Source organism: Pseudorhodoferax sp. Leaf265, assembly GCF_001422365.1.
Lineage (GTDB): Bacteria > Pseudomonadota > Gammaproteobacteria > Burkholderiales > Burkholderiaceae_C > Pseudorhodoferax.
The window spans coordinates 95,938-109,812 of the sequence record NZ_LMMT01000007.1 but is presented as its reverse complement, the minus strand read 5'-3'; the positions used below and the strand labels follow the sequence as shown (position 1 = coordinate 109,812).

The window sequence follows — 13,875 nt, the reverse complement described above, 5'->3', positions numbered from 1 at the left end:
TTTCCTCGCGGCACCCATCGCGAGTGAGCGAACCCCACAACAGCCGTCTTGGCCACCGACAAAGAACTGTCCGACTTCCTCAAAGGTGTAGAGAAACGCGCCTTCAAGCGTTGCCTGTACCACGTGCGCAACGAGGAAGCGGCGCTGGACATCGTGCAGGACAGCATGATGAAGCTCGCCGAACACTACGGCGACAAGCCTGCGGCCGAACTGCCACTGCTGTTCCAGCGCATTCTGTCGAACTGCACGCTGGACTGGTTCCGCCGGCAGAAGACGCGCAACGCCCTCTTCTCCAATCTCAGTGACTTCGAGTCCGCCGGGGAGGATGGCGATTTCGACCTGCTGGAGGCGCTGGCGCCGCAGAGCGGCAGTGAAGGGCACGAGAGCGCAGAAGACAGCACGCGGCGGGCACAGATCCTGCGGGAGATCGAAACCGAGATCCAACGTTTACCGGGACGTCAACGCGAGGCATTTTTGCTGCGTTACTGGGAGGAGATGGACGTCGCAGAGACGGCTGCCGCCATGGGCTGCTCCGAAGGGAGCGTCAAAACCCATTGCTCGCGCGCCGTCGCCAGCCTGAGTCGCGCCCTGACGGCCAAAGGAATCCACCTATGAAGCAAGCTCTCTCTATCGCCCTGTCGACTGATCGCCTCGGCCGCGTGATCGCGGGCCGCCTATCGGAGTCCTGCACCAATCTGGACCATGACATTGCCGAGCGGCTCCGCGTCGCGCGGCAACAGGCCGTTGCCCGGCGCAAGGTGGAGGAGTTCGCGCCCGTGGTCAGCACGGTCAGCAGCGTTCGCTCCGGGCGCGCTGGCACCCTGCAGTTGGGCGGACGGGACGAACCCGGGCTGTGGGCCCGGCTGGGCGCGATGCTGCCACTGCTGGCACTGGTTGCCGGGTTGCTGGCCATCTACATGGTGCAGAACGACAACCGCGCCAGCGAGCTTGCCGAAGTGGACGCGGCATTGCTCACCGACAGCCTGCCGACCGACGCCTACACAGACCCCGGTTTCCTGCAGTTCCTCAAGGCTGGTGACAACGCACCGCAGAACTGACACGGGGCGCCCCGCTTTGCTCGCACCCCGCCGCTTCCACTGGGTCCAGTTCGCCGCAGGCGCCAGCCTGTGCTGTGCGGTGGTGCTGGTCTGTGCACAGCCGGCCTCCAAGGCCGCAAGCAGCCCAGCCACAGAAAAGGCCGAGGCGCCCAGTCCGCGCTGGGCGGGTCTGAGCAGCGCCCAGCGCCAAGCCCTCAAACCACTCGGACCGAGCTGGAACAGCCTTGGCGAAGGCCAGCGCCGCAAGTGGATCGCGCTGTCGCGCAACTTTGAGAAGCTCCCGGCCGAAGAGCGGCAGAAGCTGCACCAGCGCATGGGCGAATGGGTCAAGCTCAGTGCCGCGGAGCGCAGCCGCGCGCGGCTGAACTTCGCGGAAACCGAACGCCTGGCCAGTGAAGACAAGCAGGCCAAATGGGAGGCCTACCAGGCGCTCAGCGAAGAGGAGCGCCGCAAACTTGCCGAGCAGGCGCCGCGCCGCACCCTGCCCGGCGTGGCCACTGCGATCCGCCCGATTCCGCGCCAGCGCCTGGCCACCATGCCGGTTGCGCCCGAAAATCAACGCACCATGCCGCGCATCAGCACCGCACCCCACCTGATCAATCCGCAGACCTTGCTGCCCCAGGTCGACGCCCACGCCACCGAGCCGGACGCGGCCGGCCACCAATGACGGTCGAAACACCGAAGATGGCGCCTGCCTTGCAAGCGCCCGGCCTGTGGCGCCGCATGGCCTGCTGGCTCTACGAAGGCATGCTGATGTTCGGCCTGGTTTTCATCGCCGGCTACCTGTTCGGCACGCTGAGCCAGACCCGCAACGCACTGGACAACCGCACTGCCCTGCAAGCCTTCCTGTTCGTGGTGTTCGGCATCTACTTCACCTGGTTCTGGTCCAAGGGGCAGACGCTGGCGATGAAGACCTGGCACATCCGCGTGGTGGACCGCGCAGGCCGTCCCGTCAGCCAGACCAAGGCCTTCGTGCGCTATCTGCTGAGCTGGCTGTGGTTCCTGCCGCCGCTGGTCCTGATCGCGCCCTTTCAGCTGCCGGCCGGCGAATCCTTCGTGCTGCTGCTGGGCTGGGTTGCGGTGTGGGCGATCGCCAGCCGCTTCCACCCCCAATCCCAGTTCTGGCACGACGTCCTGGCCGGCACGCGCCTCGTCACAGCCCTTCCGCACACCCGATGAAGCCAGCGTTCTCGCTCTGTGTCTACTGCGGCTCCCGCCCTGGAGCGCATCCTGCCTACGGTGCCGCAGCGCAACAGGTCGGCCGCTGGATCGGCGAGCACGGCGGGCAACTCGTGTACGGCGGCGGCCACAACGGCCTCATGGGCATGGTGGCCGATGCCACGCTGGCAGCCGGCGGGCAGGTCATCGGCGTGATCCCCAAGGCTCTTGTCGAGAAGGAATGGGCGCACCGCGGCTGCACCGAGTTGCACGTGGTCGACACCATGCACGACCGCAAGCGCATGATGGCCGAGCATGCCGATGCCTTTGTGGCCCTGCCCGGCGGGATTGGCACCTTCGAGGAGTTCTTCGAGGTCTGGACCTGGCGCCAACTGGGCTACCACGACAAGCCCGTGGGCCTGCTCAACATCGAGGGCCTGTACGACGGGCTGGAGAGCTTCTTGAAGACCACGGTGCGCGCAGGCTTCGTCAACGATTGGCAGATGGACCTGATCCGCATCGGCCGCGATGCAGAGGATCTGCTCAAGAACCTGGTCAACGATGCGGGCCTGGCGCCCGCACCGCAGCTGGACCAGATCTGAGAACCGACCTCAGACGGCCGATTCGTCCTCTTCGCCGGTGCGGATGCGCACCACGCGCTCCACATCGGTCACGAAGATCTTGCCGTCGCCGATCTTGCCGGTGCGGGCTGCGCGCACGATGGCGTCCACGCAGCGGTCGACGTCGTCGTCCTTGACGACGATCTCGACCTTCACCTTGGGCAGGAAATCGACCACGTACTCGGCGCCGCGGTAGAGCTCGGTATGGCCCTTCTGGCGGCCGAAGCCCTTCACCTCGGTGACGGTCAGCCCGGTCACGCCGCACTCCGCCAGCGCTTCGCGCACTTCTTCGAGTTTGAAGGGTTTGAGGATGGCGGTGATCTGCTTCATTTGAGTCTTTCTGGAGGCTGGCCAATACGTGCTGGCAATAGGATAGCGTCATTCACCCGCGATCCCGCAGTCTGCTGCCCGAATTCGCCTGGCGCATTGGGGCCAAGGCATCGGACGCAGCAGCAAGTAGCGGCTTGCCGGCATCATTCGACCCACAACCAGCATGGCAGACGACGACACCACCCTCCGCATCGTGGCGGACATCTCCGAGATCGACGCTGCCGCCTGGGACGGCCTGCTGGCGGCGCAGGCGGACCCCAGCCCGTTCATGCGCCACGCCTACCTGCAGGCCATGCAGCTCAGCGGCAGCGCTGTGACCGACACTGGGTGGACACCCCGCATCCTGAGCCTGTGGCGCCAGGACCAACTGCAGGCCGCCTGCGCGCTGTACCTCAAAACCCATTCGTACGGCGAGTATGTGTTCGACTGGGCCTGGGCCGACGCCTACCAGCGCCATGGCCTGTCCTACTACCCCAAGGCCGTCATCGCCCCACCCTTCACACCCGTGCCAGGTGCACGGCTGCTGGCGCGCGACGCGGCCAGCAGGGCGACGCTGCTGCGCGCAGCCGTGGCGTGGTGCGAAGAGCAAGAACTGTCTTCACTGCATCTGCTGTTCGGCAACGCGTCCGACATGTCCGCCTGCGCCGACGCAGGGCTCATGCTGCGGCACCAGGTCCAGTTCCACTGGCAGAACGCCTGCGCGGCCGACGGGCTGCCGTTCGAGGATTTCGACGCCTTTCTGGCGAGCCTCGCGCAGGACAAGCGCAAGAAGATCCGCCAGGAGCGGCGCAAGGTGGCCGAGGCCGGCGTGCGGTTTCGCTGGGCGCAGGGCCAGGCCATCACCGCGGTGGATTGGGACTTCTTCTACCGCTGCTACGAGCGCACCTATCTGGAGCATGGCAATGCGCCCTATCTGGCGCGCAGCTTCTTCAGGTCCGTGGCGCGCGACATGTCCGAGCATTGGCTGCTGTTCACCGCCGAGCGGGACGGCGCGCCGATCGCCTGCAGCCTGGTCGCGCTGGAGCCCGGTCTGGGCGTGGCTTACGGCCGCTACTGGGGTGCATTGGAACGCGTGGACTGCCTGCATTTCGAGGCCTGCTACTACCAGCCCTTGCAGTGGTGCATCGCCCAGGGCTACCAGCGCTTCGAAGGCGGCGCCCAGGGTGAGCACAAGATGGCCCGTGCGCTGATGCCGGTACGCACCAGCAGCGCGCACTGGCTCGCGCACCCGGCCTTCGCGGAAGCGGTGGAACGTTTCCTGGAGCGCGAAGGCCAGGGCGTGGACGCGTACCTGAGCGATCTGGCGCAACGCACGCCATTTCGCCAGGCCGACGGCTAAGCCAGCGCCTGCGCGAAGTCGGCCAGCAGGTCGGCCGGGTCTTCCAGGCCGATCGACAGTCGGATCAGGCCGTCGGCAATGCCCATGGCGGCGCGCACCTCCGCCCCTGCTTCCCAGAAGATGGTAGGCGCCACCGGGATGATCAGGGTGCGGGTGTCGCCCAGGCCCGTTGCCTTGATGGGCAGTTGCAGCCGGTCGATGAACTGCAGGCACGCCGCCGTGTCGCGCAACTCGAACGACAGCAGCCACGAGCCCGCACTGAACAACTGCTTGGCCAGCGCGTGCTGCGGATGGGTCTCCAGCATCGGGTAATGCACCGCAACCACTGACGAGTGCGCCTGCAGGTAGCGCGCCAATGCCAGCGCCGTGGCGCTGGTGTGCGCCACACGCAACGCGAGCGTCTCGGCCCCCAGGCTGATCTGGTGCGCGTGCTCCGACGACAGGTTTCCGCCCATGTCCCGCAGGCCCTTCTTGCGCACCTGCGCCAGGCCCCACTGCTTCGCGTCGCCCTTGCGGTAGGCCGCAAAGATGTTGGGATAGCCATGCCAGTCGTACAGCCCCGTGTCGGTGACCGCGCCACCCAGCGCCTGTCCGTGGCCGGCAATGGTCTTGGTCAACGACTGCACGACGAGGCCGGCGCCCACGTCTCTAGGCCGGAACAGCGCCGGCGAGGTGACGGTGTTGTCGACGACGAACAGCAGACCATGCTGCGCGCAGAACTTGCCGATGGCGGGCATATCCGCGATCTGCGTTCCGGGATTCGCGATGGTCTCAACAAACACCATGCGCGTGTTGGGCTGCACCGCCGCAGCCACTGCCGCCGCATCGGTCGCGTCCACGGTGCTGATTTCGATCCCGAGATCGCGCAGCGTCCCGAAGATGCTGTTGGTGTTGCCGAACACATAGCGGCTCGCCACCAGGTGGTCGCCCGCACGCAGCAATGTCAGGAACACCGCGCTGATGGCCGCCATGCCGGTGCCGAAACACACGGTGCCCACACCCTGCTCCAGCCGCGTGATCTGCGATTCCAGCGCGGCCGTGGTTGGGGTGCCCTGGCGCGCGTAGTTGTAGGCGCCCTTGAGCGTGCCCTGGAATACGCCGATCAGGTCTTCCACACGGTCGAAGCCGTACTGCGTCGAGGTGTGGATGGGCTTGCGTACGCCACCGTGTTCGACGCCAAAGCGGCGGTCGGAATGCACGATGCCGGTGCTGATGCCTTCGGAGGCCATGGACGGATCAGGCTCCGGTCTTGGTCTTGTAGTTGGCGACGCCGTCCAGCACTTCCTTCTTGGCCGCGTCGATGCCTTCCCAGCCCAGCACCTTGACCCACTTGCCGGCTTCCAGGTCCTTGTAGTGCTCGAAGAAGTGCGTGATGGCCTTCAGGCGCATCTGGTTCACATCCTGGACCGTCTTCCAGTGGGTGTAGATCGGCAGCACCTTGTCGGTCGGCACGGCCAGCACCTTGCCGTCCACGCCGGCTTCGTCTTCCATCATCAGGATGCCCAGCGGGCGGCAGGGCACGACCACGCCGGGGAACAGCGGGTACGGCGTGATGACCAGCACGTCGACCGGGTCGCCGTCGCCGGAGAGCGTCTGCGGTACATAGCCGTAGTTGCTGGGGTAGTGCATGGCCGTCGTCATGAAGCGGTCCACGAAGATTGCGCCCGACTCCTTGTCCACCTCGTACTTGATCGGATCGGCGTTCATCGGAATCTCGATGACCACGTTGAACGCATCGGGGATGTTCTTGCCGGGGGAGACTTTGTCGAGGGACATGGTGCTTTCGGAGCAGTTAAGAAATGGGGAACGCCTGGGACAAACCCGGATTTTAGGGGGCACGCTTGCGGTCGAGGCAGCGATGCAACAGTGTTTGCGAGATTTGCTTATATATTGGCCCAGTTGGCCAATCGTCATTCGCACGAGATCTGAGCACGACGAGGAAGCAACGCAGCGGGGGCACCGCATGCGTTGTGCCCTATCGAGCAACGAGAACAAGCGTGAGGAGAGACGTTCTATGACTGGCAACTCGGCGCTGATATTGGCGCTTGTCTGTGGCTTCATTGCCGTGGCCTACGGCTTCTGGGCGCGCAGCTGGATTCTGGCCAAGGACGCGGGCAATGCCCGCATGCAGGAGATCGCCGCGGCGATCCAGACCGGGGCCGCGGCCTACCTCGCACGGCAATACAAGACCATCGCCGTCGTGGGCGTGGTGCTGGCGGTGCTGATCGCCCTGTTCCTGGATGCCAAGACGGCCGTGGGCTTCGTGGTCGGCGCGGTGCTGTCCGGCGCCTGCGGCTTCATCGGCATGAACGTCTCGGTGCGGGCCAATGTGCGCACCGCGCAGGCCGCCACCCAAGGCATCGGACCGGCGCTGGACGTGGCCTTCCGCGGCGGTGCCATCACCGGCATGCTGGTCGTGGGCCTGGGCCTGCTGGGCGTGACGGGCTTTTACTGGTACCTGGCGGCCAACGGCGCGCCGGGCGTCAAGCCGAGCGAACTGCTCAATCCGCTGATCGGCTTCGCCTTCGGCTCCTCGCTGATCTCCATCTTCGCGCGGCTGGGCGGCGGCATCTTCACCAAGGGCGCCGACGTGGGCGCCGACCTGGTCGGCAAGGTCGAGGCCGGCATCCCCGAGGACGACCCGCGCAACCCCGCCGTGATCGCCGACAACGTGGGCGACAACGTGGGCGACTGCGCCGGCATGGCGGCCGACCTGTTCGAGACCTACGCCGTCACGCTGATCGCCACCATGGTGCTGGGCGCGCTGGTGGTGACCGGCGGCGGCGCCAGCACCGTGGTCTATCCGCTCGCGCTGGGCGCAGTGTCCATCGTCGCGTCCATCATCGGCTGCTTCTTCGTCAAGGCCTCGCCGGGCATGAAGAACGTGATGCCGGCCCTGTACAAGGGCCTGGCGGTGGCCGGCGTGCTGTCGCTGGTGGCGTTCTGGTTCGTCACGGCCTGGCTGATCCCCGACAACGCGATCGCCGCCTCGGGCAGCCAGATGAAGCTGTTCGGTGCCTGCACCGTGGGCCTGGTGCTGACGGCCGCGCTGGTCTGGGTCACCGAGTACTACACCGGCACCCAGTACGCGCCGGTCAAGCACATCGCCCAGGCATCGACCACCGGCCACGGCACCAACATCATCGCGGGCCTGGGCGTGTCCATGCGCTCCACCGCCTGGCCGGTGATCTTCGTCTGCATCGCGATCTGGGTGTCGTACGCGCTGGGTGGCCTGTACGGCATCGCCATCGCCGCCACTTCCATGCTCAGCATGGCCGGCATCGTGGTCGCGCTGGACGCCTACGGCCCCATCACCGACAACGCCGGCGGCATTGCCGAGATGGCCGAGTTGCCCAGCAGCGTGCGCGATGTGACCGATCCGCTGGACGCCGTGGGCAACACCACCAAGGCGGTGACCAAGGGCTACGCCATCGGCTCGGCCGGGTTGGCGGCGCTGGTGCTGTTTGCCGACTACACGCACAAGCTGGAGGCCTACGGCAAGGTCATCACCTTCGACCTGTCCAACCCCATGGTGATCATCGGCCTGTTCATCGGCGGGCTGATCCCCTACCTGTTCGGCGCCATGGCGATGGAGGCCGTAGGCCGCGCGGCCGGCTCGGTGGTGGTCGAGGTGCGGCGCCAGTTCCGCGAGATCCCGGGCATCATGGAAGGCACAGCCAAGCCCGAGTATGGCCGTGCCGTGGACATGCTGACCTCGGCCGCGATCAAGGAAATGATGGTCCCCTCGCTGCTGCCGGTCGTCGTGCCCATCGTCGTGGGCCTGCTGCTGGGCCCGGCGGCGCTGGGCGGGCTGCTGATGGGCACCATCGTCACCGGCCTATTCGTCGCGATTTCCATGTGCACGGGCGGCGGTGCCTGGGACAACGCCAAGAAGTACATCGAGGACGGCCACCACGGCGGCAAGGGCTCGGAGACGCACAAGGCCGCCGTCACCGGCGACACCGTGGGCGATCCGTACAAGGACACGGCCGGCCCGGCGGTCAACCCGCTCATCAAGATCATCAACATCGTGGCGCTGCTGATCGTGCCGCTGGTGATGCAGTTCCACGGCGGCACGGTCCCGGTGGCGGCGCCAGCCGCTGCGGCCGCGGCGGGCGGCGATGTGGCCTCGTTCCGTGTCGACAACGGTGTCGTCAAGTTCTACTTCGCCAGCGCCAAGGCCGATCTGGCCACCGGCAGCGAAGCCGCGCTGGCCGAGGTGGCCAAGGCCGTCGCCGCCGGCAAGCGCGCCGTGGTCAGCGGCTACCACGATGCCTCGGGCGATCCCGCGAAGAACGCCGAACTGGCCCGCCAGCGCGCCGTTGCGGTGCGTGACGCACTGAAGACCGCCGGTGTGCCCGAAGACAAGGTCGAGCTCAGGAAGCCGGAGCAGACCACGGCCGGCGGTCCGCCTGCCGAGGCACGCCGCGTGGAAGTCGCCGTGCAATAGCCTGCGGCCCGCGTTGCCTCCGAGCCCGCCTGCAGCGCGGGCTTTTTCGTTCCTGCGCGGCCCGGGCCATGCGTCCGCCGTAAGATTCCCAGCCGCCTGGCTGCCGCCGGGCCCCGATGCCCCCTCCCGGGATGCGGCATCCGCCACACACCTCCGACGCCATGCCCCTGAACTACATCGCCAACGCCTTCGTCCCCTCCTCGTCCGGCCGCACCATCCCGGTCATCGACCCGTCGGACGGCCAGCCCTTCGAGGAGATCCAGCGCAGCAACGCGCAGGACATCGACGCCGCCGTGCGCGCTGCGCGCCAGTGCTACGACGGCGTCTGGTCCAAGCTGTCGGCGGCCGAGCGCAGCCGGCTGCTCATGCGCCTGGCCGAGAAGATCGCCGAGCATGGCGAGGAACTCGCCGCGCTGGAGCAGCGCGACTGCGGCAAGCCGACCAAGCAGGCCCGCGCCGACGCCATCGCGCTGGTGCGCTACTTCGAGTTCTACGCCGGTGCCTGCGACAAGCTGCACGGCGAGACCATTCCCTACCAGAACGGCTACAGCGTCTTCACCTGGCGCGAGCCGCATGGCGTGACCGGCCACGTCGTGCCCTGGAACTACCCCATGCAGATCTTCGGCCGCTGCGTGGGCGGTGCGCTCGCCGCCGGCAACGTCTGCGTGGTCAAGCCCTCCGAGGATGCCTGCCTGTCGCTGCTGCGGGTTGCCGAACTGGCGGCCGAGGCCGGCTTTCCGGCCGGCGCGATCAACATCGTGACGGGCTACGGCCACGAGGTCGGCGACGCGCTGGCGCGCCATCCCGGCATCGACCACATCAGCTTCACGGGCAGCCCCAAGGTCGGCACGCTGATCCAGCAGGCCGCCGCCGAGCGGCATTGCCCGGTCACGCTGGAACTGGGCGGCAAGAGCCCGCAGATCGTGTTCGCCGATGCCGACCTGGACCAGGCCATCCCCGCCATCGTCAACGCCATCGTGCAGAACGCGGGCCAGACCTGCTCCGCCGGTTCGCGCCTGCTGGTCGAGCAGTCCATCTACGAACCCTTGCTCGAACGCCTCGCCCCGGCGTTCGAAGCTTTGCGCGTCGGACCTGCCGCGATGGACCTGGACGTGGGCCCGCTGATCCGCGCCACGCAGCAGCAACGTGTCTGGGACTTCCTGTCCGACGCCCATGCGGCCGACATCCCGGTGGTGGCCCAGGGCCGTGTGGTGGAGGAAGCGCCCGAGACCGGCTACTACCAGGCCCCCACGCTGCTGCGCGACGTGCCGGTGCAGCACCGGCTGGCGCAGGAAGAGGTGTTCGGCCCGGTGCTGGCCGCCATGGCCTTCCGCGACGAGGAGCATGCGCTGGAACTGGCCAACGCCACCCAGTTCGGCCTCGTGGCCGGCGTCTGGACGCGCGACGGCGCGCGCCAGTTCCGCATGGCACGCGGCGTGCGCAGCGGCCAGGTGTTCATCAACAACTACGGTGCCGGCGGTGGCGTGGAACTGCCTTTCGGTGGCGTCAAGAGCTCAGGCCACGGCCGCGAAAAGGGCTTCGAGGCGCTGTACGGCTTCACGGTCCTCAAGACCGTGGCCGTGCGCCACGGTTGAGGCGGCTCAGCCCAGCGCGGTGTCGAGCAGCATCATGAGCACGAAGCCCAGCATGAGCCCGCCCGTGGCCCAGGCCTCGTGGCCCTTGCGGTGCGACTCGGGAATGATCTCGTGGCTGATCACGAACAGCATCGCGCCGGCCGCGAAACCCAAGCCCCAGGGCAGCAGCGCTGCCGAGTAGCTGATGACGGCCGCGCCGATGACGGCACCCACCGGCTCGATCAGGCCGGACGCCATCCCCAGGCCCACGGCGACACTGCGCCGGTAGCCCGCCGCCAGAAGCGCCACGGCGACCACCAGGCCCTCGGGCACGTCCTGGATCGCGATGCCGGTGGCCAGTGCGCCGGCCCGCATCGGGTCGGTGCCGGCAAAGCCCACGCCGATCGCCAGCCCCTCGGGCAGGTTGTGCAGGGCGATCGCGAACACGAACAGCCAGGTGCGCTTGAGCGTGCGCGCCTCGGGCCCTTCCTTGCCCTTGATGAAGTGTTCGTGCGGCAGCCAGCGCTCCAGCGCCAGCAGCACGATGCCGCCGAGCAGGATGGCCGCGCCCACGGTCATGCCCGAACGCCAGGGCCCGGCACCGCCCGCGTTCGCGGCGGCCAGGCCCGGAATGATCAGAGAGAACGCGCAGGCCGCCAGCATGACGCCCGCACCGAAGCCGAACAAGGTGTCCTGCGCGCGGTCGGACAGGCGCTGTGACAGCAGCACAGGCACCGTGCCCAGGGCCGTGGCCAGCGCGGCCACCGAGCCGGCCTGCAGCGCCGCGGTCAGCACCGGGTCGGCCAGGATGCGCTGGAGCAGATGCACGAAGGGCAAGGCCAGCCCTGCGAGAAGAATGGCCCAGCCTAGCAGCTTGCGCGGACGCAGCGTGCCGAAGGTGATCAGACCGGAAGACTGCGTGTCGTGCATCGGCTTTCTTTTCAAGGGATCAGCGCGGCCGGCGGGCGGCTGCAAAGCGGCCGGACACCTCGGTCCAGTCCACCACATTGAAGAACGCCTGGACGTACTCCGGGCGGCGGTTCTGGTACTTCAGGTAATAGGCATGCTCCCAGACGTCCAGCCCCAGGATCGGCGTGTTGCCCGACAGCCAGCCGGCCATCAGCGGGCTGTCCTGGTTGGCGCTGCTTTCGACGACCAGCTTGCCGTCCGGCGCCACGCTGAGCCAGGCCCAACCGCTGCCAAAGCGTGTCAGCGCAGCGCGCGTGAAGGCGTCCTTGAAGTTCGCGAAGCCGCCCAGGTCGGCCTGGATCGCCTGCGCCAGTTCGCCCGTGGGCTCGCCGCCGCCCTGGGGCGACATCACGGTCCAGAACAGGCTGTGGTTGGCATGGCCGCCGCCGTTGTTGCGCACCACGGTCTGCAGGTTCTCGGGCAGCTTGGCGGCATTGGCGACCAGCGCATCGATCGGCACATCAGCCCATTCCGTACCCTGCACCGCGTTGTTCAGGTTCGTGATGTAGGTCTGGTGGTGCTTGCTGTGGTGGATTTCCATGGTCTGCGCATCGATGTGGGGTTCGAGCGCGGTGTAGGCGTACGGCAGGGCCGGCAAGGTGTAGGGCATGGGTGTTGTCCTGTGGATTGGGAAGGAAATCGGCGGGCCGTCCCTGCCTCAATGCAGGGGGCCGAGCGCCACGCCCAGGCAGCCAGCGCGCAGTGCGCGCGCGATCGCGGGATGGGGGCCATGGGCTTCGAGGTACAGCAGCAGTGCCGCATGGGTCTCGCGGCTGTGGCGCAGTGCCGCCTGCCGAAGCGCACCGTCGGTGGCCGGGTCGCACAGCAGGTGCATCAGGGTTTCGTGCGCCAGCGCCAGGTGGGCGGCGGCCAGGTCGTCGCCGCCGGCGTCAAGCTGCACTTCGGCCAGGTTGTGGTGCGAGACGACCAGCGCGGCCACGCAGTCGTCGCTGCGCTGGCCCGACACGGCCAGCAGCGCGCGCGCAATGCCCAGGGCCTCCTGGAAGTTGGCCAGCGCCAGCAGCACATGGCCTTGCCGGGCCGCAGCGGTGCCGCGCGACATGACGGACTGCCACGGCGACAGCAGATCGCCGCCGGTCGTTCGGGAAGTGAGGGGTTCGAGATCCACGCGCATGCCTCCATCTGGGGTGCGCCCTTTGCGTGGACTTGCGTGTGCGTATTCGGGCGGTCAGATGATAATAACTCTCAATACCATTGTCCACACGCCAGCGAATTTCCCCAGGCCCTGCGGCACAATCCCGCGATGGTCCACCGCGTCATTCCCCTCGTTGCCCAGGCTGCACCCCTGCCGGTGCCGCTGTACGCCGTGGGCGAGGATGGCGGCACGCTGTACGACCAGCTGCAGCGCCCGCTGCGCGACCTGCGCATCAGCGTGACCGACCGCTGCAACTTCCGCTGCAGCTACTGCATGCCCAAGAAAGTCTTCGGCAAGGACTACCCCTACCTGCCGCACAGCGCGCTGCTGAGCTTCGAGGAGATCGCTCGGCTGGCGCGGCTGTTCGTCGCCCAGGGCGTGCGCAAGATCCGGCTGACCGGTGGCGAGCCACTGCTGCGCAAGAACATCGAGGTGCTGGTCGAGCAGTTGGCCGCGCTGCGCACGCCGGATGGCGAGCCGCTCGACCTGACCCTCACGACCAATGGCTCCCTGCTCGCGCGCAAGGCCGCCAGCCTGAAGGCTGCTGGCCTGAACCGCGTGACCGTGAGCCTGGACGGGCTGGACGACGCCGTCTTCAGGCGCATGAACGATGTCGACTTTCCGGTCGCCGACGTGCTGCGCGGCATCGAGGCAGCCCAGCAGGCCGGGCTCGGGCCGATCAAGGTCAACATGGTCGTCAAGCGCGGCACGAACGAGCAGGAGATCGTGCCCATGGCCCGGCATTTCCGCGGCACGGGCGTGGTGCTGCGCTTCATCGAGTACATGGACGTGGGCGCCACCAACGGCTGGCGCATGCACGAGGTCATGCCTTCGGCCGAGGTGGTGCAACGCCTGTCGGCCGAACTGCCGCTGGCGGCGCTCGAGCCAACGGCGCCCGGCGAGACGGCCGAGCGCTGGAGCTATGCCGACGGCTCGGGCGAGGTCGGCGTGATCAGCAGCGTGACCCAGGCCTTCTGCCACGACTGCAACCGGGCCCGGCTGTCGACCGAAGGCCAGGTCTACCTGTGCCTGTTCGCGAGCCGCGGCCACGACCTGCGCAGCCTGCTGCGCGGTGGCGCGTCCGACGGGCAGATCACGCAGGCCATCGCCGGCATCTGGCACAACCGCAGCGACCGCTACTCGCAGCTGCGCGGCGCCGGCATGCTGGCGCCGACCGAGAAGCGCATCGAGATGAGCTACATCGGCGGCTGAGCCGCCGCC

Annotated in this window: 15 protein-coding genes; 9 read left to right on the top strand and 6 right to left on the bottom strand. The window is 67.7% G+C overall.

Annotated features, from left to right (window positions below; genetic code table 11):
- Window positions 1-48 precede the first annotated feature (48 nt).
- Genes ASF45_RS08970 through ASF45_RS08950 form a run of 5 tightly spaced genes read left to right on the top strand, consistent with a single transcriptional unit; the run spans window position 49 to window position 2,818 of the window.
- Entirely contained in the window at window positions 49-615 is a 567-nt protein-coding gene (locus ASF45_RS08970; RefSeq protein ID WP_056660216.1) for an RNA polymerase sigma factor, read from the top strand.
- A complete protein-coding gene (locus ASF45_RS08965; protein ID WP_056660213.1) occupies window positions 612-1,058 on the top strand; it encodes a DUF3619 family protein in 447 nt (148 codons plus the stop codon). The genes ASF45_RS08970 and ASF45_RS08965 overlap by 4 nt, the downstream gene beginning before the upstream one ends.
- Before the next feature lie 16 nt (window positions 1,059-1,074).
- Complete coding sequence (locus ASF45_RS08960) at window positions 1,075-1,725, top strand: DUF3106 domain-containing protein (protein ID WP_056660210.1); 651 nt, start codon at window positions 1,075-1,077, stop codon at window positions 1,723-1,725.
- Window positions 1,722-2,237, top strand: a complete 516-nt coding sequence (locus ASF45_RS08955) for an RDD family protein (protein ID WP_063887617.1) — start codon at window positions 1,722-1,724, stop codon at window positions 2,235-2,237. Before ASF45_RS08960 ends, ASF45_RS08955 begins: the two co-directional genes overlap by 4 nt.
- Window positions 2,234-2,818 carry a TIGR00730 family Rossman fold protein gene (locus ASF45_RS08950; RefSeq protein ID WP_056660204.1) on the top strand — a complete coding sequence of 195 codons (585 nt, stop codon included), beginning with the start codon at window positions 2,234-2,236 and terminating at the stop codon, window positions 2,816-2,818. The genes ASF45_RS08955 and ASF45_RS08950 overlap by 4 nt, the downstream gene beginning before the upstream one ends.
- Before the next feature lie 9 nt (window positions 2,819-2,827).
- On the opposite strand, the gene glnB is transcribed toward ASF45_RS08950, so the two are convergent.
- Complete coding sequence (glnB, locus tag ASF45_RS08945; protein WP_056660201.1) at window positions 2,828-3,166, bottom strand: nitrogen regulatory protein P-II; 339 nt, start codon at window positions 3,164-3,166, stop codon at window positions 2,828-2,830.
- 163 nt (window positions 3,167-3,329) lie between these two features.
- On the opposite strand from glnB, the gene ASF45_RS08940 reads away from it, so the two are divergent.
- The gene (locus tag ASF45_RS08940; RefSeq protein WP_056660198.1) at window positions 3,330-4,505 is read left to right on the top strand and encodes a GNAT family N-acetyltransferase; all 1,176 of its coding nucleotides are present in this window, start codon (window positions 3,330-3,332) and stop codon (window positions 4,503-4,505) included.
- Here ASF45_RS08940 and ASF45_RS08935 read toward each other — a convergent pair.
- Window positions 4,502-5,734, bottom strand: a complete 1,233-nt coding sequence (locus ASF45_RS08935; RefSeq protein WP_056660195.1) for a cystathionine gamma-synthase family protein — start codon at window positions 5,732-5,734, stop codon at window positions 4,502-4,504. The two genes, ASF45_RS08940 and ASF45_RS08935, sit on opposite strands and share 4 nt — an antisense overlap.
- 7 nt (window positions 5,735-5,741) lie before the next feature.
- Window positions 5,742-6,281 (bottom strand): inorganic diphosphatase, encoded by a 540-nt coding sequence (gene ppa / locus ASF45_RS08930; protein ID WP_056660193.1) that lies wholly within the window; start codon window positions 6,279-6,281, stop codon window positions 5,742-5,744.
- Between the two features lie 238 nt (window positions 6,282-6,519).
- On the opposite strand from ppa, the gene ASF45_RS08925 reads away from it, so the two are divergent.
- Window positions 6,520-8,955 (top strand): sodium-translocating pyrophosphatase, encoded by a 2,436-nt coding sequence (locus ASF45_RS08925; protein WP_056660190.1) that lies wholly within the window; start codon window positions 6,520-6,522, stop codon window positions 8,953-8,955.
- Between the two features lie 161 nt (window positions 8,956-9,116).
- Window positions 9,117-10,550, top strand: a complete 1,434-nt coding sequence (locus tag ASF45_RS08920) for an aldehyde dehydrogenase family protein (protein WP_056660376.1) — start codon at window positions 9,117-9,119, stop codon at window positions 10,548-10,550.
- Window positions 10,551-10,556: 6 nt separating this feature from the next.
- Here the strand turns inward: ASF45_RS08920 and ASF45_RS08915 are convergent, their stop codons facing one another.
- The 3 genes from ASF45_RS08915 to ASF45_RS08905 are packed head-to-tail and all read right to left on the bottom strand — an operon-like array spanning window position 10,557 to window position 12,627.
- Window positions 10,557-11,459, bottom strand: coding sequence for a ZIP family metal transporter (locus ASF45_RS08915; protein WP_056660187.1), 903 nt, complete (start codon window positions 11,457-11,459; stop codon window positions 10,557-10,559).
- Window positions 11,460-11,478: 19 nt separating this feature from the next.
- Window positions 11,479-12,108: a superoxide dismutase gene (locus ASF45_RS08910; RefSeq protein ID WP_056660184.1), complete on the bottom strand. Its 630-nt coding sequence runs from the start codon at window positions 12,106-12,108 to the stop codon at window positions 11,479-11,481.
- Window positions 12,109-12,156: 48 nt separating this feature from the next.
- On the bottom strand, window positions 12,157-12,627 hold the full coding sequence (locus ASF45_RS08905) for a DUF2753 family protein (RefSeq protein WP_162243978.1): 471 nt from the start codon (window positions 12,625-12,627) through the stop codon (window positions 12,157-12,159).
- Between the two features lie 135 nt (window positions 12,628-12,762).
- Between ASF45_RS08905 and moaA the strand changes: the two genes are divergently transcribed.
- Window positions 12,763-13,866 carry a GTP 3',8-cyclase MoaA gene (gene moaA, locus ASF45_RS08900; protein ID WP_056660178.1) on the top strand — a complete coding sequence of 368 codons (1,104 nt, stop codon included), beginning with the start codon at window positions 12,763-12,765 and terminating at the stop codon, window positions 13,864-13,866.
- The last annotated feature ends 9 nt before the right edge of the window (window positions 13,867-13,875 follow it).

Coding starts and splice junctions, on each gene's coding strand:
- ASF45_RS08915 (WP_056660187.1), bottom strand. CDS start 11,459: ATGCACGACACGCAGTCTTCCGGTCTGATCACCTTCGGCACGCTGCGT.
- glnB (WP_056660201.1), bottom strand. CDS start 3,166: ATGAAGCAGATCACCGCCATCCTCAAACCCTTCAAACTCGAAGAAGTG.
- ASF45_RS08950 (WP_056660204.1), top strand. CDS start 2,234: ATGAAGCCAGCGTTCTCGCTCTGTGTCTACTGCGGCTCCCGCCCTGGA.
- ASF45_RS08925 (WP_056660190.1), top strand. CDS start 6,520: ATGACTGGCAACTCGGCGCTGATATTGGCGCTTGTCTGTGGCTTCATT.
- ASF45_RS08910 (WP_056660184.1), bottom strand. CDS start 12,108: ATGCCCTACACCTTGCCGGCCCTGCCGTACGCCTACACCGCGCTCGAA.
- ppa (WP_056660193.1), bottom strand. CDS start 6,281: ATGTCCCTCGACAAAGTCTCCCCCGGCAAGAACATCCCCGATGCGTTC.
- ASF45_RS08935 (WP_056660195.1), bottom strand. CDS start 5,734: ATGGCCTCCGAAGGCATCAGCACCGGCATCGTGCATTCCGACCGCCGC.
- ASF45_RS08955 (WP_063887617.1), top strand. CDS start 1,722: ATGACGGTCGAAACACCGAAGATGGCGCCTGCCTTGCAAGCGCCCGGC.
- ASF45_RS08940 (WP_056660198.1), top strand. CDS start 3,330: ATGGCAGACGACGACACCACCCTCCGCATCGTGGCGGACATCTCCGAG.
- ASF45_RS08965 (WP_056660213.1), top strand. CDS start 612: ATGAAGCAAGCTCTCTCTATCGCCCTGTCGACTGATCGCCTCGGCCGC.
- moaA (WP_056660178.1), top strand. CDS start 12,763: ATGGTCCACCGCGTCATTCCCCTCGTTGCCCAGGCTGCACCCCTGCCG.
- ASF45_RS08920 (WP_056660376.1), top strand. CDS start 9,117: ATGCCCCTGAACTACATCGCCAACGCCTTCGTCCCCTCCTCGTCCGGC.